Consider the following 20916-nt stretch of genomic DNA (forward strand, 5'->3'; position numbering starts at 1 on the left):
GGCATCTCATCGGGTGCCCCCAAAGCTGATTAGGAAGCTGACTTGCCTGGTCGTCGTGCCGGGGCTCCGCGCCGCCAACGCCGGAAGCCACTCGAGCCGAGCCGCTTGCGGTCAACCGTCGAAATCCGTGCCGAGCGGGTGCTCCCGCTGGCGGACCTGGTGCTGCTCCAGGTCCTGATTGCGATCGGCTTGATGGTCGCGCTGCTCCTCCATGTTCCCGGCTGGCAGGGTGCAGCCGCCGGCTTGGCCCTCGGACTGGTGCTCGTGATCCGCGCCCGCGGTACCACCCTGCCGCGATTGCTCGCCCTGCGTTCGGGATTCCTGCTGGAGCGACGCCGACGCACCCGCGGTCCCGGCCCCGCCGAGCCGTTCGACGCCTCCGCCAGCGATGGCACGCTGATCGGCTTCCGTTGGGACGGGCGGACTCTGCTGTCGCTGTTGAAGATCGAGGAGAACCCGCAGGCGCTGACGGTGATGGAACCCGGTGTCACGGTCTCCGGCGACACCGTGCCGGTCGACGCGTTGGTGGAGTGCCTGCAGCAGTTCGACATCACCCTGGATTCCATCGACGTGATCAGCCAGGGTGCCCGCTCGCACGGCCACACCGAGGTGGCCGCGGTCTATGACGCCGTGCTGGGACCGCTTCCGGCGATCGCGCAGCGCTCGGTGTGGGTGGCCATCCGGTTCGATCCGTCCAAGTGCGCCGACGCGGTACGGCGCCGCGGTGGCGGGCGCGAAGGCATTCTGCGTGCGGCCACTACCGCCACCCGACGGGTTGCCAATCGCTTGACCGAGGCCGGTCTCGGGTCGCGGATCCAGTCCGCCAGCGAGATCAGCCAAGCCGCCAACCAGCTGTCCGACGGCGTCAACCCGCACACCGTGGAGGAAACGTGGCGGACCTGCCAGGAGGGCCGGTTCAAGCTGCGCAGCTTCGGCATCAAACCGGCCATGTTGACGACGGCCGGCGTCGGCCTGGTGTGGACGATCCCCAGTTACTCGACGACGGTTTGTGTGTCGCTTCGGCGCGATCCCAACGAGGTCACCCAGGTGCGCGGCCTGGCCAGGTTCGACACCCACAACCGGGCCAGGATTCATCTGCGCGGCCTTACTCACCTGCGCGGATACCAGTACTCGGCGCTGGCCTCCAGCCTGCCGGTCCCCGAGCCCACGCGCCAGATCGACACCTGGGCGTACGCCGCTCAGGAGCAGGACTTCCAGAACATGGCGGTTCCGGCGTCGGGATGCGGGCAGGTCATCGGCGCCGACGAGAACGGCCGCGCAGTCGCGCTGCCGCTGTTCGGACCGCAGATCAGCAGGGTGGAGATTATCGGCACCTTGCATCTCGCGCAGCAGGCGGTGCTGCGATCGCTGGCCCTCGGCGCGCGGGTCCGGGTACACAGCCAGCGTCCCCGCCTCTGGCGGGGGATGGTCGAGGAGGTCGACGACCACGACCTGCTGTGGGTGGCAGATCCCAACCGCCGGACCATGCAGGCAGGCGCCGATCGCAACTTCACCGTCGAGGTGTTCGATGGTGTCGCCGAGCAGTCGGTGCGCGTCGGCGTCACGGCGATGGTGGTGGTCCCGCCGGATTCAGCGCCCAGCCCGAACGCGGACGTAGCGCTGGAATTGCTCGACACCGAGACCGACACGGTGAAGGTGAGCACACGGGCAGGATCCTCGGTGGTCACCATGGTCGCCACCGATGAGGAAATGCGCTACATCCGCGATTCGTTCGATGCCGAGGGCTAACATCCGGGTGCGTTAGCGTGGACCGAAGGCCCCCACCGGGCCCGGCAATGCAGGAGGTGGCATGTCCTATCCGTCCGGAAACCAGGGGTACTACTCCGCCGGGTTCGACGACGGTGCCGATCCGGACGAGAAACCGACGTTGCCGCGCTACCTGGCGATTGCCGTATTGGCGCTCGGTATCGCTTCCTATCTGGCGAGCTTCGGTCCGATGCCCGACGGCAACGTCGGGGCCTGGGGAGTCCGGTTTGCCGTCCTCGCCGGGTTGCTCGCGGGCTTCGGCCTGATTCATCGCCAGAGCTCGGGCCACGTGGTGGTAGCTGCGCTGGCGGTGGCCGGATTTCTCGATGCGCTGGCGGCGGTCATCACGGCGTCCGGCGTCGGCTGGGCGCTCATCCTGATCGTCGTGCTCAATGGGATTCAGTCGGTGGCCGCGATCATCGCGTTGCTTCAGGCGCACCCCACCGATGACGCGGAGGCCCTCTCGACATATCAGGCCTACGCCGATTACTGGGCCCAGATGCAGTACTACGGGCAGTATCCGGAGGCGGCCGAGGCACCCGAGGCCGTTCAGCGTGCCGGCCAGGGCCAGGCGGTGGGACAGTCGGCCGGACTCGCTGCGGGACAAGCGGTTGCCCAGGTCAACGCCCGGCCGGCGCGGTCGGCGGAAGCTCAGGCCGCGGGCTACGGTGACTTCGTCGGGAACCAGGATCCTGAGCGTACGGCGATCATCGATCGCATCCCGGCGCAGCCGCAGCAACAACCGGGCCAGGCGGGTTTGCCGAACGCCGCCCGGGCACAAGCCCAGGCTCCGTCGCAGCAGCAGGGTGTACCGCCGGGGGCAGCGGAGATACGCCAGTCCGGCGCGTCGTAGCACCGCAGAACTTTGTGCGCGTCGACTGCGCAACCACCTGCTAGTCTCGGTTTTGCTAAGACCCGTCAATGGGGAGGGTCCGGCGGAACTCCTCCGGTCCGCAAACGCCGATCACCGGCCGGGTTCCGGCGGTACAACATGAAATGCATGGGAAGGACGACATGGACATCACGGCAGCTGGTAGCGCCACATCATCCGGCAATCTCGACAATGACAGTGGCCTGGCTGTGAGCCCGGCCGAAGCGCTGGCCGCCTTCCAGGTCGCCCGCCAGCACGGTGAGAACGCGCACCGCATCTTCCAGGGGATCGAGGAGGAGCAGCGCGCGATGGCCTCGAACTGGGGCGGTAGCAGCCACGGCTCGTACATGAACGCCGCGCTGTCCTACAACGACGAGGCGTCCGAGATCACCAAGGGCCTCTTCAATTTCATCACCACCGCCGAAGAGGGCGTCAAGCAGCTCCAGTCGTTCGACGACGCCTAGCCACCAGACCACAACGGAACTTCGAAGGAGACGACAATGGCCGACTCAATTCAGTACGGCAAGGCCGCCTACAACAACCTTGATGAACTGGCCGGTGCGGGCACCAAGCTCGACGCCGCAACCCAGGAACTGCGTGACGCGTTCCGCACCCTCTACGGTGTTTTCGCCGGTCAGGGCGCCGCGGCCGTTGCCGAGGTGGAGACCGCCGTGGGACTGAACCTGCAGGACTGGATCTCCCGCCACGGTCAGCAGACCCGCAACGCCGTCGACCAGCACGACGCGATGCACGCCCAGGACGCCGCAGTCCGCGACGCCGTGGCCGGCAGCTACGGTGGTGGCCGCAGCCTGTAGGCCGCGCACGCCTGCAACGGTCGTTGCATCCGGGACCTTTCGGTCCGGGTGCGACGACCGTTCGCGTTATGCGAGGTCAGTGCACCAGGCGTTTGCACAGCTCACTCATGCTGTGCGCGGCGCTTCGGGCGGTGGCGATGGCGTCGCCGCTGGACTCGTCGAAATCTCGGTAGGCGGTGGACAGGGCCACGAGGGACGCCACCGCGGTCAGCGACGTCTGGGTGAGGATATCGGTGGCGCCGGGCGTGATCGCTTGCCGCAATGCGTCGCCGGCCTTCAGAAACAGCTCGCTGGAGTGCTGGACTGCAGCCACCCGCTCGGTATCGTCGCGCACCGCGGGATCCAGAATGCTGGTTCCCTCCGGAATGACCGACAGGGCATCGGCCGCCTCGTTGATCAGCTTGCCTGAGGCATCCCAGCCGCCGCAGGTCTGACGGTCGGCCCGATCGGTGGGCTGTGCCTGTGCCGTGGCAGACGGGCTCGCGCTGACCGTGACAGTGGTGCTGGTCGACGATGTCCGGTCCGTGGTCAGGGTCATTGCACCGGCTCCGATACCTCCGCCCACCAGCGCGCCGGCTGCTGCGACGCCGACCATCGCCGGCCAGCGCCGGGGTGCCCGGTACAGCCTGCCCGTGGTCACCGGTGGTAGTCCTGTCCGCTGACCGGGTCGGCGGCCTCCGACCGCTTCGCAGGGTGTGCGAACCCGTCGGCGACGGTGGCAGCCAGCTCCAGGAAAGCCTGGCGGGCCGTCCACCCCACCAGATCAAGGGTCACCTCGGAACCTTGGGCGAGGTGGTCGTCGAACGGAACGACGTGCACCGCACGCACCCGGGTCAGGAACTGGTTCGCCAGTAGGTCGATGTCCACTGACATCTTGCCCGGGCGCGCGGCGCTGACCACGACGACGGCTCCGGGCACCAAGTGGGCGTAGCCATTCTTCGACAACCAGTCGAGGGTGGCCAGGCCGCTGCGCGCCGCATCGATGGCGGGGGAGACGACCAGGACTAGCGAATCGGCCTCGTCGAGCACCCCGGCCATGGCCGAGTGCACCAGACCGGTGCCGCAATCGGTCAGGATGATGTTGTAGAACCGCTGCAGCAGCTGCATGACGGTCCGGTAGTCGCCCTCGGAGAACGACTCCGAGGTTGCCGGGTCACGTTCGGAGGCGAGGATCTCCAACCGGCTGGAGTTCTGCGAGGTGTGCTGCCGAATATCGGAATACCGGGCGATTCCCTCGTCATACAGCAGATTCCGCACCGTGGAACGACTCTGATTCGGGCCGCGCTGGGCCAGCGTGCCGAAGTCGGGGTTCGCGTCGACGGCGATCACCCGATCGCCGCGGATGGCGGCGAAGGTCGACCCCAGACCGACCGTGGTCGTCGTCTTTCCCACACCGCCCTTGAGCGAGAGCACCGCAATGCTGTAGTCGCCGCGCACCGGCTGGTTCACCCGCGCGATCAGCCGCTTGTGGCTGTTTTCCTTGTCGGATTCGCCCGGATTGAGACCGGTGACCCGGTGCACGGCCTTGCGCCAACCGGTTTGTGGTGCCGGCTTGGCGCGCCGGATCAATCCGAGTTCGTTCTGGGACGGCAGTTGCGGCTGCCGTGAATCCTGTGGGCCCGGCAGGGTTCCGTGCGGCGCGGTGGTGAACGGCGTGGCCACCGGCGTGAACGACGGCGGTGGGGGAATGTTCCGGACCACCGGTGTTGTGGACTCCGACGACGGGACCGGCTCCGACGACGGGATCGGCGCAGAAGCCTCCGGCTGCGGCGGGGCGATGATCGGCAACGGCGAGGTGTCCGCTTCGTCCGTCTCCGGCACAGGGGTCTGCACCCAGGGTTCGTCCGGCCGGCCCATTTCAGTCCCGGCTCAGCATCGCCAGCGCGTTCTTGAGCGCGGCTCGCATGTCGACGGCCTCGATGCGCATCAGCTCCGCCTCGTCGAGATCCTCCAGCACCGCGCCGTGATTCTCGGCGAGCCGGTACTCGCGTTCCTCCTCGGCCGCTTCGATCACATTGCGGACGAAGCGGCCGTTACCGGCGAGGTCGATATCGCGGTGGGTCTGTCCGGACGCCTTGTCGGTGGACGTGGACTCGTACAACCCCTTGCATGCCTCTACCAGCTCGTCGTAGGCGCCTTCGGACAACTCCGAGTCGCGCCGCTGCGCGATCAGCCGGCCGATGTCGCCGAGCTCGGTCGGGCTGTAGGAATCGAACCGGATGCGTTTGGTGAACCGGGAGGCCAGACCCTCGTTGGAGGCCAGGAAACGGTTGATCTCGTCGTCGTACCCGGCGATGATCACCACGAGGCGATCCCGGTCGTTCTCCATGCGGGCCAGCAGGGTGTCCACGGCCTCCCGGCCGAACGCATCCCCGCCTTGGAGTCCGGTCTGGATCAGCGTGTACGCCTCGTCGATGAACAGCACGCCGTCCATCGCCGAGTCGATCAGCGCCGATGTCTTGATGGCGGTGCTGCCCAGATGCTCGCCGACCAAATCGCTGCGCTTGGCCTCGACGACGTTCGGCGTCTTCAGCCGGCCCAGGCCGCAGTACATCTGCGCGACGACCCGGGCGATGGTGGTCTTGCCGGTACCGGGCGGTCCGGTAAAGATCAGGTGGAGGCTCCGCGACGCCGAGGTCAGGCCCTTGTCATCGCGGACCTTCGCCAATGTTGCCGCCGACCGGAGCTTCGCGACCTGCAGCTTGACGTTGTCGAGGCCGATCTGGCGGTCGAGTTCCTCCTGGGCGGCGCGCAGGTGGGCGTTGCCGCGGTCGGAGGCGTCGTCGTCCTCATCGGCGTCGCGAGCGGTGCTCGGATCCCACTTGTCGGTGCGGGAGTCGATCGATTCCTTGGTGCTGATCATCAGCCGGAACTTCGGATCCTGCAACGCGGTCGCGTTGGCTTCGAAGCCGGGATCCTCGCTGTAGAGCCGCTCGAAGATGACCCGTGCCTCTGGCTCTTTGCCCATTTCGCGAAGGGTCAGCCCCTTGCAGAGTTCGGCGGCCTGGCGGGCGCCTGGGATCGGGCCCTCGATCGCCAGGTCGAGGCGCCGGATACCCTCGGCGAAAAGTCCCATCTGCGCGCAGGCGGAACCGACCATCAGGTGGGCGCCGGCGGCTAGGTACTCGTCGGTGAACGACGCGGAATTGGCCAGCGTCGTGAGCACATCCGGCCAGCGCAGGGTGGTGAAGTACAAGGTCGCGCGGACATACGCGTAGATCTCGGCGTTCCCGGCGTCGCCGCCGGGCATCGCCCGCCGCATCACCTCGAGCTCGTCGAGTACCTTCTCGGCCTCGTCGTAGTCGGCGCCCTGGATGACCCCGGCGGCGTAGGCGAGCCAGACCTCCGTCAGCGAGCTCAAGGTGTAGTCCAAGTACAACCCGGTCTCGAATCGCCCGGCCAGCTCGTTGCGCGCCAGCCCGAGCCGGCGCTGCTCCCGTCCCAGGTTCGCCTTACTGGTGCGGTACAGGTGATAGAGCACCTCGGGAGTGCCTTCACCGGCCGCCGCGCGCCCGAGCCAGGCGTCGCACATCTCCGGGTCGTATTCGGTGGCCCGCTTGAAAGCCAGGCCGGCGTACTGCACGTCGCGTTCGACTTCCATGCCGTTGAGCGGAATTCCCAGCGACAGAACGCCCGCGTCGAATACCCGTTGGGCTTCCCTGGAGCCACTCATCGCCTTGGTCATCCTCACGTCGTCGCTGAAGTTCCGTGACAGAGCGGCACTCGAATCGGCCTTGCAGCCGGATTTCCGTGGTTCCCGCCCTACTTTGCCGTTCGCACGGCTTCATGCAGTGTACTAACTTTGGGCCTATGCCAACCCACAACCTCACGCCGCCACCGGAGGCCGGTGCGTTGCCCGCATTCGCCCAGGGCCGCCAGGGTGCGGTGCGATCCCCGAGCGGGAGCATTTCGGTAGTGACGACGGAACGCGGCCTGCCGATTGCGCTCAAGATCGACCCCCGGGAGCTCAAGAAGTCACCGCAGCACCTGGCCGACCAGATTCTGGGGCTCTGTCGGTTGTCGGCTATGCGTGCGCAGGTCGAACACCGCAAGGAGATGAAGGCCCAGGGGCATGATCCCGGAACCATCGAGGCAATGCGGCTGGCCACCGAGTCCGAACTGGCCGCCGCCGAGGACGCGATGTTCGGCGATTCGGATCTGCCGGAGAGCTGGATGAGGCCGGTATGAACGCGCCCGGATACACCCCTGGGAGCACCAGCTTGGCTCGTTCGCTGATCGAGCGCGTGAAACAGCAGCGGGACCTGATGCAGTCGCTGGCCGAGCACACGGCGGCGGTGAGCGTGCGGGTCACCAGCCGCGACCAGTCGGTCAGCGCCGAGGTCGATGCGAACGGTGCGCTGAGCGGGTTGTGGCTGGGTCCGTCTGCGGCCCGAATGGGTGCCGATGCGCTGGCAAAGCTGATCGTGGAGACCTCACAGGAAGCCGCGCGACACGCCTCGGAGCGCCACGACTTCCTTTTCCAGGAGTTCAACACGCGCATGGAGGCGCTGAATAAGACGCCGTTGACCTGCTGGGATGGCAGTATCTTCGTGCCCGGCGAGGTGCGTGAGAGCGCAGAAGTTGCCCAGGACACGCAGCGTCCGTCAAAGTAACGTTTCGAGCAACACGCGGCAACGGTTATCGTTGCTGTCAGCAATGCCGGACTTGACCCGCGATCGGTACGTCGGGAGGGAAACATGAGTAACGAGGACTTTGCGGCGCAACCCGCCTACATGTCGGCCATGCAGATGGCGCAGGATGGCGCGTTCACGGGCATCACCACTGCATTTTCGGTGATCACGCCGGCGCAGTTGTCGAGCTTCGCGACTGCCATCGGGCCGCTGGGCGTGGTCAACGTGATCCCGGCGTTCTTCGCATCGACTGGGAACAACGTCGCCAGTGGCCTCGCCACCGGGGTCAACCACGCTCTGCTGGGGGCGTCCACCGAGGTGGCCCAGGCCGGCTACGTCAAGGTCGATGAGGCAACCGGTTCGGGTATGCCGAGCGCCGGATCGTCGGGCGATGGATCGCCCGGCGCTCGTGAGTACCTGAGCGGCCGGGATTCCGCCGACGGCGGTTCCGCGGCGACCAGCGTCTAGTCGGGCACGAGCATGGCAGCGAGGAATCCCGGGGGGCCGGTCGCTCCGAGTCCGGCGCCGCCCGCGGCTGCGGGCTCACCGGCTATCGTCGCCGGCAGCCCGCCGGTGTCCGGTACCAGCATGTTCGATCCGACGCCGCACATCAACGCCGTCGAGCACGGTCTGCAGGACTGGCTCAACAAGCCGACCCGCGACCTCCTGGATCAGTTGGGTGTCGATCCGAACACCAAGGCCGACGACCGGGCGCTGGAGGATGCGGCGGCCGTCGACGCAGGCGCCGGCGGTGGTGACATGGTCGCCGGCCTGATGTCGCCGATGCTGCAGATGCTCGGCACCTTGGGTACCGGGCTCTTTCAGGGCCTGAATCCGTCGCAGATGTTCCAGCCGATCACCCAGGCCTTCCAGCAGGGGGCCCAGAGCCTGCAGGGTCTGATGAGCCAGATGGGTCAGGGCAGCAGCAGCGGCTGGTCAGGTCTGGGCGCGACGGGTACGGTGGCCAAGACCGCGGAAACCGTCGCCAACGGGGCGGCAGTATCGGCGCAGGGCGCCGCCCTGGGCACTCAGGGTACGACGGCCGGGGCCGACACGGGCCAGGCGCATGCTCGGCTGGTGGAACTCATCGCCGAGACCCAACACCGGCTGGACGCGCTGTCCGGGGCGCTGCCGTGGTCGGCGCCGGCGATGGGCGAGACCGCCGGAGAGGCGACCGGGCGCGCGCTCGATATCATCGGAGAGCTTGAGGCAGCGCTGACCGCGCAGGCCGGGACCATGACCGCCACCGGCGCAGCTGTTCCCGTCGCCGAGGCGCCTACCCAGATGATGTCCATGCTGGGCCCGATGATGCAGATCGCCATGAGCATGATCGGCCCCGGCATCCAGATGGCCACCATGCCGCTGACCATGGGAAGTCAGCTGCTGACCCAGGGCGTGCAGGCCGGTACCCAGGCGGCCACCAGCATGGCTCAGGCCGTGGGCAAGGGCGGGGCCGGCGCGGCGGTGCCCAAGGGCATCGCCGCAAGCGGGACGTCTTCGCTGGGTGGCGCGGCCGCTCCCAAGGTGGGGGGCGCCGGGATTGGCAGCGGTGGTGGTGGCGGCGGGACGATCGCCGCGCGCGCATTGCCCACTGCGGCGCCGGCCAACATGGCAGCGGTCAGCGAATCGACCTCGGCCGCATCCGGTGCCGGCGTGCGCGCCGGAGTCGGTGGGACGGGTGCCGGTCCTGGGATGATGGGTGGCGCCCCCATGGCCGGAGCCGGGCAGCGTGGAGCAGGCGCGGGCAGCGGCGATCACACCGCGTCCACGTTCCTGCACACCACGGACCAGGGCGGCGAGATCGTCGGCGATCTGGGCAATGTCGCCCCGCCGGTGATCGGCGCAGACGACCCGAATGCCGATGTCGACATCGACCTGCGTATTTAACCGAACCGAACCAACCAAGGAGCGACGAGATGGCCGAGATCAACGACATCAGAATTCAGCCGGGCGAGGTCGGCGACGTCATCAAGCAGCTTGATGACCTGGCCAACCGGGTTCAGCACGTGCTGACCACCGAGGCGCCGAATCTCACGGTGGTGGCGTCCGGCACCGATGAGGTGTCGCAGCGCATCGCGCAGACCTCCAACGCCGTGCACGAGTCCTACGCCAAGGCCGCCACGCTGGGCACCGGTGAGATCCAGGAAGTCGCCGCGACGCTGCGGGCGCATTCGGGAAAGATTCAGGAAACGGACCTGGCCTGATCTCCGCGGGGAGCGGCCACAACGACGAACTAGGGACGGAGAGGAGGTCACGTCATGGGATTTACCAATGTGGTGTGGGAGTCGCGTAGCGCCGAGCAGTTGGCACGTGACCTGGTCAACGGTCCCGGCCCGGGATCGACCGGTGAAGCCGGAGCGGCCTGGGTGCGTGTCGCCAACGAACTGGGCAAGGTGTCGGCGGACTTCGACCGGATCGTCGAGCGGTTCAAGGCATCCTGGAACAGCGACGGCTCCGACGCGGTGTCGAAGAAGCTGACCGAGTTCGGCCGCTGGCTGCAGGCCCTTGCGCTGAACGCCGCCGGAAACGGCGAGAAGATCGAACAGGCCGCGGTGGCCAACACGGTGGCGATTCTGTCCATGCCCGACGTCGCCGAGGTCATCGAGGCCAAGGCCAGCGCGGATATGATGGCCTCCCTCGGTGCCTACAACGGCGCGATTCTCGATGGTCGGTTCGCCGAGTTCGAGGAAGCGGCGAACGCCCAGCAGGTCGACGCCGCGACGGTGATGCTCCGCTATGAGGATGCGGTTGCCGAATTCGCCCAGCCGTGGGAGCAGTTGCCGCCGCCGCAGGTGGTCAAGGGCGACGCGCTCAAGGCCGAGAAGGAGGGCAAGTCCGAGGGTAAGGGCGGCGGGCACGGTGGCGGGGGCGGCGCCGCGCGACCCCTGTCCCCGATGGCGGCAACCCCGATCAAGAACAGCGACGCGGCCAAGGACCTCAAGAAGACCCAGTTCAACGGGGGTCAGGGCGGCAACAACGGCGGTATGGGCCGGGGTGCCTACGGCCCGATGGGTGCGATGGGCCGTGGCGGTGGCCACGACCGTGAGCACGAGTCGATTCGTCCCGCGGAGTCCCTGGAGGGCGGCGGTGAGCCCGGTGCGCGGCTGTCGGAGATCGGCGGTCAGTCCTGGCTGCCGGCCGCGCAGCAGAGCGACGCGCCGTTCACCGTCGCCAACGTGAGTTGGGGTCCCAGCACCGCGGTGTTCGACGAGCTGGCCGCTCCGCAACCGACTCCGGACGCCTATGCCGACGAACCTGCCCGAACCCTGCAGCAGGTCTCTGATCGTTGGGTGGCCCCGCCGGTGATCGGTGCGGATCAGGAGCCGGTGCGATGACGACGGCGATGGTCGATGATCGCTTCTGCCTCACCGACGACGAGTTACAGGCCGCGGCGGCGCGGGTCGGCGTGCAGGGGTTCCCCGCCGTGCTGGCCATCCGCCCGCGCTACGGTACGCAGGAGACGCTGACCGAGGCGATGGATCGGGCGACCGCAACACTGGTGTCCCGTGATCTGGTCAACGACGGGGTGGTGGCGCCCGAGCTGGTCGGCTTGCTGCAGGCTATGCAGCGGCCGGACCGCGAGCTGGCGATGCGGCTGGTCACCCCCGACGGCATTTCGCGGGTCTCGGTGATCCGTCGTGGTCTTCTGCTGATGTCGGCCAGGCGGATCGGCAATGACATCGAACTGCGCCGGATCCCCGGCGAGAGTGGGCTGGCCGCAGCTACGGCCGCGCTGATCGCCGAGCTGCCGCGGTCCGAAGCCGCCCACATCACGCCGGTGGGCGCCCCGCTGCAGGACATGGGGGAGCGGCTCACCGGAACGCACGACCCGATGCAGCTGGCCGACGGCATCCGCGCGCTGGGTGCCGACACCAAGACCGCGATGCTGCTCGGCTCGGCTCTGGCTTCGCGCGCCGCGTTCGGCGAGGTGGTCTACTACGCCCTCTCCAGTGACGACGACCGGATCACCCGGGCGCCGGCGGCAGTGGGGATTTTCTATACCAAGCGCGGCCGCATTGTCGGGGCGCCGAGTGCCTCACCGAGCGGACAGATCTGGTCAACGCTCAAGCCGGGTTCGGATCATACGATTGGGCAGGCGGTACGCCAGTTGGTGGAATTGTCCGATGACGGATGGGGGGCAACGTAAGCCGCTGTGGTGCATCATTTCGCACGTCATAACACGTAATAGACTGACAACCAATCACTGACTACTAGGAGGAGCCAATGACCCCAACAAGCGCAATGAAGCTTACGCTTCCGGAGGCTGTTGCGGCGCTCGGCCAGATCGTTGACCATACGAAGTCGTTCAAGCTGCACATGCAGAATGCGGAAGACACACTGGCCACAATCGTGAACGACCCGAACAAGTCTTCCGGCGAGTTCGTGAAAGAGTTCGCCCGGCGGTGGATCGCCAACGCCCAAACCTTTGGCGAAGGATATGCCCGGATGAACGCGGCGGGTAGCGCGGCGCGTGACAAATTCAACGGTCATGCGCAGGTCGCCCATACAGGCAGCGTCCCGCATATGGAGTTCGACACGCAACCGCCGAACTTCGGTGACGCGATCACTCCTCCGGGTGACAGCGAGCATATTGCGATGGACTATGCCGCGGTGGCCCAGGGCCTTGAGGACGTGACGCACGTTCTTGGTCAAGTTGAATCCGCGGTTGGCGACCTCCAAGCAGCGCTGTCCAGCCTGACCCAATTCGATACGGGCGACTCGTCTGATGCGTTCCAGCAGGATGCAAAGGCATCGGTTGAGAAGGTTAGTCAGGCACAGCAAGACCTGCGCGGCGGGCTGTCGTTGATGGACGACAAGATGGGCGAGTTTTCCGCCGTGGAAGCCTCGGCGATTGCTGCCTTCGGTAACTACGGCGGCTGACACAGCCTAGTCCCGTTGGAATTGCGGGTGCCCCTGGCGTGACCCACGTAATTAGCAACCGTGGGTCACGCCAGGGGCGCGCTCGTTATAGAGAGTTGGTAGTCGCCGTCGCTGTCGGTGATTTCGCCCTGTAGCGGGCTGTGGGTGTGGATGGTGATGACCGGTCGCTTGAGGCGACGGGCTGCGGCGGGGTCTCGGATGATGTCCAGCTCCGAGTAGGGCTGCGCTCGGTGCCACAGGGTGTCCAGGTCGTTGTTGAGCGCGGCGGGCGCGGTTATCAGATAGCGCTGCCCGTCGGGCACGTCTTGCCAAACGGGCGTCGTGAATTCGCCGAGTTCGATGTCGAGGAATGTCGTCCAGTCGGTGATGGTGGCGACGGCTGTCGCTCGGGCGTCTTCGACGCCTTGGCGGGTCAGGCCGTCGAGGTGGGGTTTGTTCGGGTAGACGATGGGGGTTCGTTCGTCGGCGGGTGCCAGCGGCCAGTTGCGATCGCCGACGGTGCCCGGCCATCTGGCCGAGTAGTAGCGGCAGTAGTAGATAGGGCTGGTGATCACCAGGCGGGCGTGGTGCGGTTCGATGTCGTCGAGGCGTGGTTGGTGTTCTCGGATGCCGAGGCGAAAGTCGTAGGGCCCGGTTTCGAGGTCTCGTGGCCACAGTGGTCGGATCGGGATGAATGGGTACTGGGTGGCCAGGGCGGGTACGACGCGCTGGGCGAGGTATTTGTTGTCGATTGCGCCGCGCGCAAGGGTGATGTAGCTGGTCAAGTAGGCGCCGTTGGGGTCGCCGGTGGCCTCAAGCAGTGCTTTATGGCCGCCGATTGCGGCGGTGTGGGTTTGCTGGGTGAGCCAGGAGTTGACGGGTTCGATACCGGCGCGTGCGAGGATCGCGACGATGTCGCGCAGCAGTTGGATCTCGAAAACGGAGACGGAGTTGGCCTGTTGCCAGGTGAGCCAGTGCCTGCGTGAGACAGTGCCGTTGGCGCAGCCGGGATGATCGATTGGCGGGATGGGGTATTCGGGGCCGCGTCGCAGTCCGGCGACCAGCTGTGCCCGCAGCCATTCGCTCATCGAGTACTCGGCCCACAGCGGCATACCTGAGCATAGACAGCCGCCATGGTTGCCTACCGCCTGAGGATCGCGGCGGCGTCCAACTGCGCGACGGCTTCGGCGACGTCGAACTCGGCGGGTACGTCGTGGACGAACAGGGCGCGCAGGTCGGCCTCGGACACCGCATGGTTGTCGGCAGCGCCGACAAGGCGAAGGGCGACGTCCGGGTCGGGATTCAGTTCAGCGCGGTCTACCTGGCCGGCAGCGAGGACGACGTTCACCAGCGAAGCAGTGCTCTCAACAGTCCACACGCCGGGGACAGCATCGTCGATCTCTTGGGTGACGCTCCAGGGTGCTGGGTCGGTCGTCAGGTTGGATGTCTCCGGGAGTGCCGAACGCCACCAACTGGTGCCGTCCCACCAATAGCAGAAGGACAGCATGCCGCGGCCCGCGCGAGGGTCCAGGTAGAGGTCGTGCACCCATGCTGGGGCCCCGCGGTAGAGGTTGGGCCACGGGATGAAACCTTTGTACGCGGCGGACAGCAGTCGAGAAGACGCGCCGCCGCCGGACAGTACGGCGCGACCGCCGGGCAACTTCGCCAGGGTGCAGCCGCCGTTGTCGGTGACGTAGAACTCGAATGCCGGGTCGCACCGGAGATGCACCGGAGCCCGCACACCGCGACTGATGGCAGTCAGGATCGCGATGCGTGCCCACAGCACAGGTAGCGCGGGGATCTCCCTGTCGGCGTTGAACACCTCATCCACGCCGAATCCTGCGTCCCGGCGGGCCGTGGCGGCGCTACGCATCTGCTGGCCCTCATTGCCGATATGCGCCAGCAGCCAGACGGGGACGTTCTGACGCGGGAAGCTTTCGAGGTCTTGCAGATAGGCCCCTCCGGATAGAAGCTGGTCAGGCGGAATTTCGATGTCGCCGTAGTCGAAGGCGACAGACAAGTTGCCGGCTCGGTCGCAGTCGAACAGCAGGCGCAGCCACGGTCCTTGCGCACCGGCGGTGAGGCTGCGGTGCATCCGGATAGGGTCCAGGGCGGCCGCCGAGGTACGGATCTCTTTGTTGCCGCTGGGGGTGACGGCCACCAGCTGTGCGATCTCATCGGCCCCCGCCATGCTGATCGCACCGTGCAGCATCTCCCAGTCGGGTGGGCAGTTGCGTGCAACCGACTCGACGTAGCGTTTCACCAGTTCACGGTGGTCCTGAATGCCGGCATATTGGTCTTCGGCGCTCAGCGGCCCCTCGCTACGGTCAACGGTGACAGGAACCCCCGCCTTCATGAGTTCCTCGGCCGCGTATCCGAGCGGGTCATTCGGACCGGCGCCGGTCATCGCCGAGCCCGTTCGTTCCGCAGCAGGAGGTACGGACTGGTGCTGAGCAATCGGACTCCTCGAAGTGCGTGGTCGGCTGGGTGCAGGATAGCAATTGCCCCCTCTCGGTCGTTCGACTCCAGGTGGTGGAGGGACCTTGACTAATGTTGAGTGCCATGGAGGAGTGGCGGGTGTTCGATGGGGTGCCGTTGAGCACCGAACTCGAGAGTTCCGGACCGTTGACGGCGGCCCGCGCGGTGGCACTGATTGCGCAGATAGCGGTGGAGCTCGACGGCATGGCCGCCGACGGTGGCTTGCGCTCTGACATTGTCGATCCAGTCAACATCCTTGTGGGTACTGATGGTTCGGTTTTACTGGCGGGGCCGGGGACGGCGCTGGAAGCGAATGTCGCCTATCTGGCGCCGGAGCGGGTAGCGCGGACGGGCGCGGTGAGCGCCGCTACCGACGTTTATGCGTTGGCGTGTGTCTTGTACGAATGCCTGACGGGCCGGCCGCCACATGCTGATGGTGAGGAGGCCGTCGCCGAGAACATTGATGCCTCGATTCCACCGGGATTCGATGCTGTTCTGGTTCGTGGGCTGGCTGCGGATCCCGGTGATCGTTTCCCCAGCGCGGGGGCCTTCGCAGTGGCAGCACGCAAAGCCCTGCGAGAAAGTGAACCGGACAGCGCACCGTTGATGCTCTTGCCGCCACCGGTTCAACAGAACTACCCGCAACTCCCCGGTCTGAGTGAATACGCGCGCGCGGTACTTGCCAATCCACAGATCACATTGCCCCCGGCCACCGGGTACCGCAGCGTCACCGAGAAGCCACGGCCGGTCGGTATGGGCACGCGGTTGCTACCGGCAGCGGTGGTGGCGGCGGTACTGCTTCTGGCCGGCGTATCGATCTTGGTGGCGCACAGCGTGGCTGGTGTTGAGGGTACTGCGACTGGTCCGAAATCCGTGGATGATCAGCTGGCATTCCGCTCGGTAAAGATCGCTACAGACAGAGTCGGAAGTGTCTATATCGCTGGTGAGGAGTGGGCCGAACTTAGGTACGGGATATGGAAGTTCGCTCCCGATTCGAGGGAACCGATGAAGCTGCCGTTCCCTGACGACGTGTTCGCCGCGGGGCTGGCGGTGGATCAGGAAGGACGGGTCTATGTGACCACATCTCGCGGAGATGTTGCGGTGTTGGCGCCAGATACCGGAGAGGTCCGCAGTTACACCGTTCCGGATCAGGGGAACCTGGGGAACATCGCGGTGGACGGTTCCGGGAATGTATTCGGAGTGGGCGGTCGCGGCAGTGTGTGGTGGGTCTGGGCACTCAATACCGGGACCGGTGCTGTGAACAGGCTGCCGTTCCCAGAGTCGGGCGCCGAGTATCACGTCGCTGTCGGACCGTCGGGTGAGGTTTACGCAGCATCGGGTTGCAAAGCGGTCGACGGCAAGTTTCTCCATACTGACTGGATCTGGAAGTTGGAGGTAGGCGCTTCCCAACCGGTGAAAATTCCCCTGGCATTGCGGTGTCCCAAGCTGTTGGCCGCTGATTCGGCAGGTAACCTTTACGTCCTGAACTCGGATGCCCCGCCGACTCTGAGGATGGTCCCGAAGGGCTGGACCGACAGCTTAACGCTGCCGATGCGCCATCTGCCCGACACGTATGCACTCTCGGTGGGCCAGGCTGGACACGTCTACGCTGTGAGCGTTGGCGCGGGCTCCCAGACTGCCACGCTGGAGAAGCTCACGATCGAGCCATAGGATCTTGGGTGGACCCTGGACCCTGGACCCTGCGAGTGCGTCGCGCTCGTCTGCTGCTGGAATCCAGTGGGCCGCTATACTGTGAGATCGGAGACCGCTGTTAGCGGGCATCCGCATAGTCTGGACACTGCAGGAGGTAGGGGTGGGCAAGAACGACTCGGATATCAACCGACTCGCCAGCGCTCTCAAAGGTCAACCGCGGTTGAATCTGACCGATTCGGCCGCCACTGACGCAAGGGATTCCGTCACCTCCCTTGCTAACTCATATTCGCATAACGACCTTTCCGTGGGGACTGGAACACCCCCGACAGATCCGCCGATCAAATCGGGCGTCCAAGTCGCAAAGGACCTGAAGGTCGATGGAGAAATGGCCGTGGATAAGTTCAAAGCGATGGTGACAGTTTTGGAAGCAACAGACTCTTCGATTGCGGGTGTAACACAAACGTTGAAGAATATTTCTAATACCCTTCCGGGCTAGTCGACGTATGAGTGATGATGATGACACCCCCAAGGGTACGGGCGATTTTTCCATCAACGATCTTCGTTGGGCGACCGACGGCGCTAATCTCAACGAAACGACTGGTGACGCGAACAAGAGCCGAGAGAAACTTCAGGGTTTGCTGATAGGTAACCACGGGAGTTATGAGGGTAAGCCTGGGACTTCAAATGGACCGATAGGGCCAAACAATTTCGATATGAATAGATTGTTTAACGGTCTATATCCTGGCCTCAGCGGCGACTACAAGGTAAAGGATGGGGAGCTTAACGAGGCTTTTATCGAAAAAATCCCCCCGCCGGACGATTCACTCGACAATATCGATATTCAGAAGCTATTCGAAGCGTTCGCGGGTGTCGATCTGCCGAGCACCGAGATGATCGCCAATTGGAAGACGGTAGGAACCCACTTGGCGACAGCGGGCGACACGCTCCAAGCTTGGCTCGCGAGGGCAAAAAGACTTGCGGAGAGTGATAATAGCGAGGGTTGGGCGGGCTCAACGGGCGACGCTGTGCGCGGATACCTTGGCCAGTTTGAGGGGCTCACGAAGGACCTCGCGGCGTGCGCGAAGAATATGCACTACGCGTATCAGGCCTACTACGATGCGCTTAATTTAAAGGGGCCGATAAAACGATTTCACGATGTCTACATACAAATTTTGGAAAGGTGGAAGGCGGCCCTCTATCAAGACCATAAAGATGTGTATGACAACTGGAAAAAGGACTTAGATAATCAGTATCGGGATATTGTCAAAACTCTAACGGCTGCCTATCACCAAAGGATTGCTGAGGCTTCAAAACATCCGGCTTTCAATAAGGTAACTCTTCCTGAGGCGCCTGCGAATGTGGGCGGGCCTCCGGGATCGGGGTCTCCGGGATCGGGGTCTCCGGGGACCGGTCCGGGCGGTCCGGGCTCGGGGGTGCCCAAGACGCCGACAACGCCGGACCTCAGTAAACTCCTCAACAACAAGACCACGCCCGACCCATCGAAAACCACTAACCCAGCGAACAGCATTCAGCCGCTTACCGATGCTGCACAGAGTGGTCTGCAGGGCCTTGGCGATGCGGCCAGCCAGGCCGCCAACGCGGGGCAGGAGGCCCTCCAATCTGGATTGGACGGCGCCAAGCAACTAGCCGACAGTTTGATGAACGGTAATCCAGCCGGGCTCAACGAAGGCGCCCTGAATCTGGGGCCTGGCGCGTTGGGCAAGCTTGGCGGCGCGGCCGCTGGTGCTGGAAAGGCCGGCGGGGGCGGCGGTGCGGGCATGCGTGCACCGGCAATGCCCAAGACCACTGGCGTGCAGATGGCCGAGGCGTCCAAGGCGGCCACCGGGACGCCGGCAGCAAGCCGTGCAGGTCTTGCCTCAGGCGCGGCTGGATCGCCCGGCGCCGGGGCTCCCGCTGCGGGGCGCGGCGCGGGTGCCGATGGAGGCAAAGAGCACAAGGCGTCAAAGGCGTTGCGGACGAAAGCCAACGGAGAGGTGGTTGCCGGCGTCGCTGAGACGAACGCGGTACTGCCGGTAGTAGGCGGGGAACCCGAGCCGACCCCACCGCCCGTTCAACCTGCCAAGCGGTTAAGTTGACTCGTCGGCGAGGCGCATAGCATGGCCCCATGCGGTCAATGCTAAAGAAGGGTTGTGGCTGATGGAGCAGTTGAATGGTGACGTGACACGCATTGGTAGCATGACACCGCTCGATTTAAGCATGCTAGCAGAGTTCGTCGGAATGGAGGATCTGCCATTTCCATTTTGGGGACCCTATGGCCAGACTTTCCGCAGTGTCGACGAATACCGTGCACATAGAGATTCGGTGATCAACTCCTATCGGAGTAGTCCAGAGAGTAAATGTGTAAATCGGTGGTTCACGAGTTATCGCCACGCCGATATCTGGGTTGAATGTAAGCCTTTGTCGCTTCCGATGATTGCACACCGCCAGGGACAAACAGGCTACTTAGCCGTTCAGAGAGTCGACGACCTGGTAATCGACGTGTTTGCAATTTCTCCCTACCATCTAGGTTCGGCGATCGCTGCAACAGCTAGATTGACCAAGCCGGGACGAAAGGACCGGATCGTACTTCCGGGGATGCCGATACCGTCACTGGTGGAAACGCCGATGGTTGATTCTGACAATTTCGCCATTTCGCACCGAGTGACATCACCGCTGGCCTCCGTGCTGACGGAGTCCCATTGGGTATCGACGGTTCAAAGTAGGCATCAACCAACGCGCGAACGAGGGTTCGATCTCTTGCGTCCCTGGGTTAAATGGGTTTCCGTCGAAGATGACGGCGACTACATCGCGGAGCCCGAAGGTAAATTCTTCACTCCGATGAGCCGTCAGACGTTGGCCCGGCGTATCGATGCGCTCATCGCCGCCGATGTGAAGGCCGTGCGGGCCGCGCGCGGGCTTGACTGACGCGTCGGTTTCCGGCACGGGCGCAGACGGCGTTAGGCGTCGTGACGCACCGGTATGGTCTGGCATACTGAAACGGCTGTAGCTGGCACGGACTAGCAAGGAGGATCGATTCGTGGACAATGACGAGCTTCGTCACGAGGTCGATCAGCTGCTGGCGACTGCCCAGGAACAGATCGCGGATCTGGCCAAGATTCAGGAGAAGCAAGCTGCCATGTCGACGACGGCCAGTGCTGCCGACGGGATGGTGAAGGTCACCGTCGACGCTCACGGCAACCTGGTCAGCACTGAGATCGACGAGGACTACCTGGACGATTTCGAGTTCACCGAGTTGGCTGAGCATGTGACCGAGGCCGCCCGCGAGGCGACTCGCGAAGCGGCGACCAAGCTCGCCGAGTTGTTCGCACCGTTGAACGAACGCAGCACGTCAGCGATGTCCTCGGCACCCGGGATCGCCGATATTCCAGATTTTACGGCCATGATCGGCCAGTTGTTCGAATTGGCCAAGCCTGAGACGGGCGTGGGGGCACCGAACGACGTCGCCGATGATGACCCGTTCAACTTTCCGAAGGTGAGGGGCTAGGCGCATGGCACGGGAGCGTTTCGTCTCGCGGACGCCGCAGATTCTGGCGGCGGCTACCGGGGTCGAGGACATCGGCCACAAGTATGTGCAGGCCATCCTGTCCACTGCGGAAAAGGCAGACGCCCTTGGCCGCCCCTGGGGCGACGGCGCAGACGGCCAGCCCATGGAGCAGAATTATCTACCCCAGGAGAAGACACTGATCGAAACGGCTCACTCGCAGGCTGAAGCCGTCAAGGGCTTGGGAACCTCGATGCGTGATTTCGCCAAGAAAATGGACGATATCAGCAGGAGCACGTAGGTCGGACCTGCACTATCCACTAGTTGCCAGGGGTTGAT

General features: G+C 65.1%; 23 protein-coding genes and 1 pseudogene. 18 read left to right on the forward strand and 6 right to left on the reverse strand.

The genetic code is table 11. The features are described 5' to 3' along the window. The first annotated feature begins 105 nt into the window (after positions 1-105). From eccE to G6N16_RS12845, 4 genes are all read left to right on the forward strand, one after another. Complete coding sequence (gene eccE / locus G6N16_RS12830) at positions 106-1749, forward strand: type VII secretion protein EccE (RefSeq protein WP_083031380.1); 1644 nt, start codon at positions 106-108, stop codon at positions 1747-1749. A 61-nt stretch (positions 1750-1810) separates the two neighbouring features. Then, positions 1811-2620 carry a DUF5336 domain-containing protein gene (locus G6N16_RS12835; protein ID WP_083031379.1) on the forward strand — a complete coding sequence of 270 codons (810 nt, stop codon included), beginning with the start codon at positions 1811-1813 and terminating at the stop codon, positions 2618-2620. Positions 2621-2781: 161 nt separating this feature from the next. Beyond that, positions 2782-3102: a hypothetical protein gene (locus tag G6N16_RS12840; protein WP_083031401.1), complete on the forward strand. Its 321-nt coding sequence runs from the start codon at positions 2782-2784 to the stop codon at positions 3100-3102. 36 nt (positions 3103-3138) lie between these two features. Beyond that, positions 3139-3453: a hypothetical protein gene (locus G6N16_RS12845; RefSeq protein ID WP_083031378.1), complete on the forward strand. Its 315-nt coding sequence runs from the start codon at positions 3139-3141 to the stop codon at positions 3451-3453. Positions 3454-3529: 76 nt separating this feature from the next. On the opposite strand, the gene G6N16_RS12850 is transcribed toward G6N16_RS12845, so the two are convergent. The 3 genes and pseudogenes from G6N16_RS12850 to eccA form a co-directional block, all read right to left on the reverse strand. Beyond that, complete coding sequence (locus G6N16_RS12850) at positions 3530-3991, reverse strand: hypothetical protein (protein ID WP_234805877.1); 462 nt, start codon at positions 3989-3991, stop codon at positions 3530-3532. A gap of 98 nt (positions 3992-4089) precedes the next feature. Next, a pseudogene (locus tag G6N16_RS12855) lies at positions 4090-5292 on the reverse strand (MinD/ParA family ATP-binding protein); the annotation flags it as partial. A gap of 19 nt (positions 5293-5311) precedes the next feature. Further along, on the reverse strand, positions 5312-7126 hold the full coding sequence (gene eccA, locus G6N16_RS12860) for a type VII secretion AAA-ATPase EccA (protein ID WP_083031398.1): 1815 nt from the start codon (positions 7124-7126) through the stop codon (positions 5312-5314). A gap of 137 nt (positions 7127-7263) precedes the next feature. Here eccA and G6N16_RS12865 point away from each other — a divergent pair, with 137 nt between their 5' ends. The 3 genes from G6N16_RS12865 (at position 7264) to G6N16_RS12875 (ending at position 8552) form a co-directional block, all read left to right on the forward strand. Next, complete coding sequence (locus G6N16_RS12865; protein WP_234805876.1) at positions 7264-7641, forward strand: DUF2694 domain-containing protein; 378 nt, start codon at positions 7264-7266, stop codon at positions 7639-7641. A gap of 32 nt (positions 7642-7673) precedes the next feature. Continuing rightward, complete coding sequence (locus G6N16_RS12870) at positions 7674-8066, forward strand: YbaB/EbfC family nucleoid-associated protein (RefSeq protein WP_234805875.1); 393 nt, start codon at positions 7674-7676, stop codon at positions 8064-8066. An 84-nt stretch (positions 8067-8150) separates the two neighbouring features. Then, on the forward strand, positions 8151-8552 hold the full coding sequence (locus G6N16_RS12875; RefSeq protein WP_234805874.1) for a hypothetical protein: 402 nt from the start codon (positions 8151-8153) through the stop codon (positions 8550-8552). On the opposite strand, the gene G6N16_RS21975 is transcribed toward G6N16_RS12875, so the two are convergent. Next, positions 8549-8674 (reverse strand): hypothetical protein, encoded by a 126-nt coding sequence (locus G6N16_RS21975; RefSeq protein WP_268948361.1) that lies wholly within the window; start codon positions 8672-8674, stop codon positions 8549-8551. The genes G6N16_RS12875 and G6N16_RS21975 overlap by 4 nt on opposite strands. Here G6N16_RS21975 and G6N16_RS12880 point away from each other — a divergent pair. From G6N16_RS12880 to G6N16_RS12900, 5 genes are all read left to right on the forward strand, one after another. Then, positions 8673-9971: a hypothetical protein gene (locus G6N16_RS12880; RefSeq protein ID WP_083031376.1), complete on the forward strand. Its 1299-nt coding sequence runs from the start codon at positions 8673-8675 to the stop codon at positions 9969-9971. The genes G6N16_RS21975 and G6N16_RS12880 overlap by 2 nt on opposite strands. A 29-nt stretch (positions 9972-10000) precedes the next feature. Beyond that, positions 10001-10288 carry a PE domain-containing protein gene (locus tag G6N16_RS12885; RefSeq protein WP_083031375.1) on the forward strand — a complete coding sequence of 96 codons (288 nt, stop codon included), beginning with the start codon at positions 10001-10003 and terminating at the stop codon, positions 10286-10288. 54 nt (positions 10289-10342) lie between these two features. Continuing rightward, positions 10343-11419, forward strand: a complete 1077-nt coding sequence (locus tag G6N16_RS12890) for a PPE domain-containing protein (RefSeq protein WP_083031373.1) — start codon at positions 10343-10345, stop codon at positions 11417-11419. Continuing rightward, positions 11416-12231 (forward strand): ESX secretion-associated protein EspG, encoded by an 816-nt coding sequence (locus tag G6N16_RS12895; RefSeq protein WP_083031372.1) that lies wholly within the window; start codon positions 11416-11418, stop codon positions 12229-12231. Before G6N16_RS12890 ends, G6N16_RS12895 begins: the two co-directional genes overlap by 4 nt. A 77-nt stretch (positions 12232-12308) precedes the next feature. Next, a complete protein-coding gene (locus G6N16_RS12900) occupies positions 12309-12965 on the forward strand; it encodes a WXG100 family type VII secretion target (protein ID WP_234805873.1) in 657 nt (218 codons plus the stop codon). A 65-nt stretch (positions 12966-13030) separates the two neighbouring features. Here G6N16_RS12900 and G6N16_RS12905 read toward each other — a convergent pair whose 3' ends face one another. Next, a complete protein-coding gene (locus G6N16_RS12905; RefSeq protein ID WP_083031369.1) occupies positions 13031-14056 on the reverse strand; it encodes a hypothetical protein in 1026 nt (341 codons plus the stop codon). Between the two features lie 29 nt (positions 14057-14085). Beyond that, positions 14086-15351, reverse strand: coding sequence for a hypothetical protein (locus tag G6N16_RS12910; protein WP_083031367.1), 1266 nt, complete (start codon positions 15349-15351; stop codon positions 14086-14088). A gap of 155 nt (positions 15352-15506) precedes the next feature. On the opposite strand from G6N16_RS12910, the gene G6N16_RS12915 reads away from it, so the two are divergent. From G6N16_RS12915 to G6N16_RS12940, 6 genes are all read left to right on the forward strand, one after another. Beyond that, entirely contained in the window at positions 15507-17093 is a 1587-nt protein-coding gene (locus tag G6N16_RS12915; RefSeq protein ID WP_083031393.1) for a histidine kinase, read from the forward strand. Positions 17094-17235: 142 nt separating this feature from the next. Beyond that, positions 17236-17571 carry a hypothetical protein gene (locus G6N16_RS12920; protein ID WP_133052939.1) on the forward strand — a complete coding sequence of 112 codons (336 nt, stop codon included), beginning with the start codon at positions 17236-17238 and terminating at the stop codon, positions 17569-17571. A 7-nt stretch (positions 17572-17578) separates the two neighbouring features. Further along, positions 17579-19171, forward strand: a complete 1593-nt coding sequence (locus tag G6N16_RS12925; RefSeq protein WP_083031366.1) for a hypothetical protein — start codon at positions 17579-17581, stop codon at positions 19169-19171. Positions 19172-19232: 61 nt separating this feature from the next. Further along, positions 19233-20000 carry an ESX secretion-associated protein EspG gene (locus tag G6N16_RS21815; RefSeq protein WP_234805872.1) on the forward strand — a complete coding sequence of 256 codons (768 nt, stop codon included), beginning with the start codon at positions 19233-19235 and terminating at the stop codon, positions 19998-20000. Between the two features lie 112 nt (positions 20001-20112). Continuing rightward, positions 20113-20580, forward strand: coding sequence for a YbaB/EbfC family nucleoid-associated protein (locus G6N16_RS12935; protein WP_083031363.1), 468 nt, complete (start codon positions 20113-20115; stop codon positions 20578-20580). 4 nt (positions 20581-20584) lie between these two features. Continuing rightward, positions 20585-20878 carry a hypothetical protein gene (locus G6N16_RS12940; protein WP_234805871.1) on the forward strand — a complete coding sequence of 98 codons (294 nt, stop codon included), beginning with the start codon at positions 20585-20587 and terminating at the stop codon, positions 20876-20878. Positions 20879-20916: the final 38 nt, after the last annotated feature.

Origin of the sequence: Mycolicibacterium insubricum (assembly GCF_010731615.1) — a bacterium.
In the GTDB taxonomy this organism is placed as follows: Bacteria; Actinomycetota; Actinomycetes; order Mycobacteriales; family Mycobacteriaceae; genus Mycobacterium; species Mycobacterium insubricum.

Coding starts and splice junctions, on each gene's coding strand:
- G6N16_RS12880 (WP_083031376.1), top strand. CDS start 8,673: ATGTTCGATCCGACGCCGCACATCAACGCCGTCGAGCACGGTCTGCAG.
- G6N16_RS12915 (WP_083031393.1), top strand. CDS start 15,507: ATGGAGGAGTGGCGGGTGTTCGATGGGGTGCCGTTGAGCACCGAACTC.
- G6N16_RS21815 (WP_234805872.1), top strand. CDS start 19,233: ATGGAGCAGTTGAATGGTGACGTGACACGCATTGGTAGCATGACACCG.
- G6N16_RS12865 (WP_234805876.1), top strand. CDS start 7,264: ATGCCAACCCACAACCTCACGCCGCCACCGGAGGCCGGTGCGTTGCCC.
- G6N16_RS12925 (WP_083031366.1), top strand. CDS start 17,579: ATGAGTGATGATGATGACACCCCCAAGGGTACGGGCGATTTTTCCATC.
- eccA (WP_083031398.1), bottom strand. CDS start 7,126: ATGAGTGGCTCCAGGGAAGCCCAACGGGTATTCGACGCGGGCGTTCTG.
- G6N16_RS21975 (WP_268948361.1), bottom strand. CDS start 8,674: ATGCTGGTACCGGACACCGGCGGGCTGCCGGCGACGATAGCCGGTGAG.
- G6N16_RS12895 (WP_083031372.1), top strand. CDS start 11,416: ATGACGACGGCGATGGTCGATGATCGCTTCTGCCTCACCGACGACGAG.
- G6N16_RS12910 (WP_083031367.1), bottom strand. CDS start 15,351: ATGACCGGCGCCGGTCCGAATGACCCGCTCGGATACGCGGCCGAGGAA.
- G6N16_RS12900 (WP_234805873.1), top strand. CDS start 12,309: ATGACCCCAACAAGCGCAATGAAGCTTACGCTTCCGGAGGCTGTTGCG.
- G6N16_RS12905 (WP_083031369.1), bottom strand. CDS start 14,056: ATGCCGCTGTGGGCCGAGTACTCGATGAGCGAATGGCTGCGGGCACAG.
- G6N16_RS12845 (WP_083031378.1), top strand. CDS start 3,139: ATGGCCGACTCAATTCAGTACGGCAAGGCCGCCTACAACAACCTTGAT.
- G6N16_RS12850 (WP_234805877.1), bottom strand. CDS start 3,991: ATGACCCTGACCACGGACCGGACATCGTCGACCAGCACCACTGTCACG.
- G6N16_RS12835 (WP_083031379.1), top strand. CDS start 1,811: ATGTCCTATCCGTCCGGAAACCAGGGGTACTACTCCGCCGGGTTCGAC.
- G6N16_RS12940 (WP_234805871.1), top strand. CDS start 20,585: ATGGCACGGGAGCGTTTCGTCTCGCGGACGCCGCAGATTCTGGCGGCG.
- G6N16_RS12875 (WP_234805874.1), top strand. CDS start 8,151: ATGAGTAACGAGGACTTTGCGGCGCAACCCGCCTACATGTCGGCCATG.
- G6N16_RS12890 (WP_083031373.1), top strand. CDS start 10,343: ATGGGATTTACCAATGTGGTGTGGGAGTCGCGTAGCGCCGAGCAGTTG.
- G6N16_RS12885 (WP_083031375.1), top strand. CDS start 10,001: ATGGCCGAGATCAACGACATCAGAATTCAGCCGGGCGAGGTCGGCGAC.
- G6N16_RS12840 (WP_083031401.1), top strand. CDS start 2,782: ATGGACATCACGGCAGCTGGTAGCGCCACATCATCCGGCAATCTCGAC.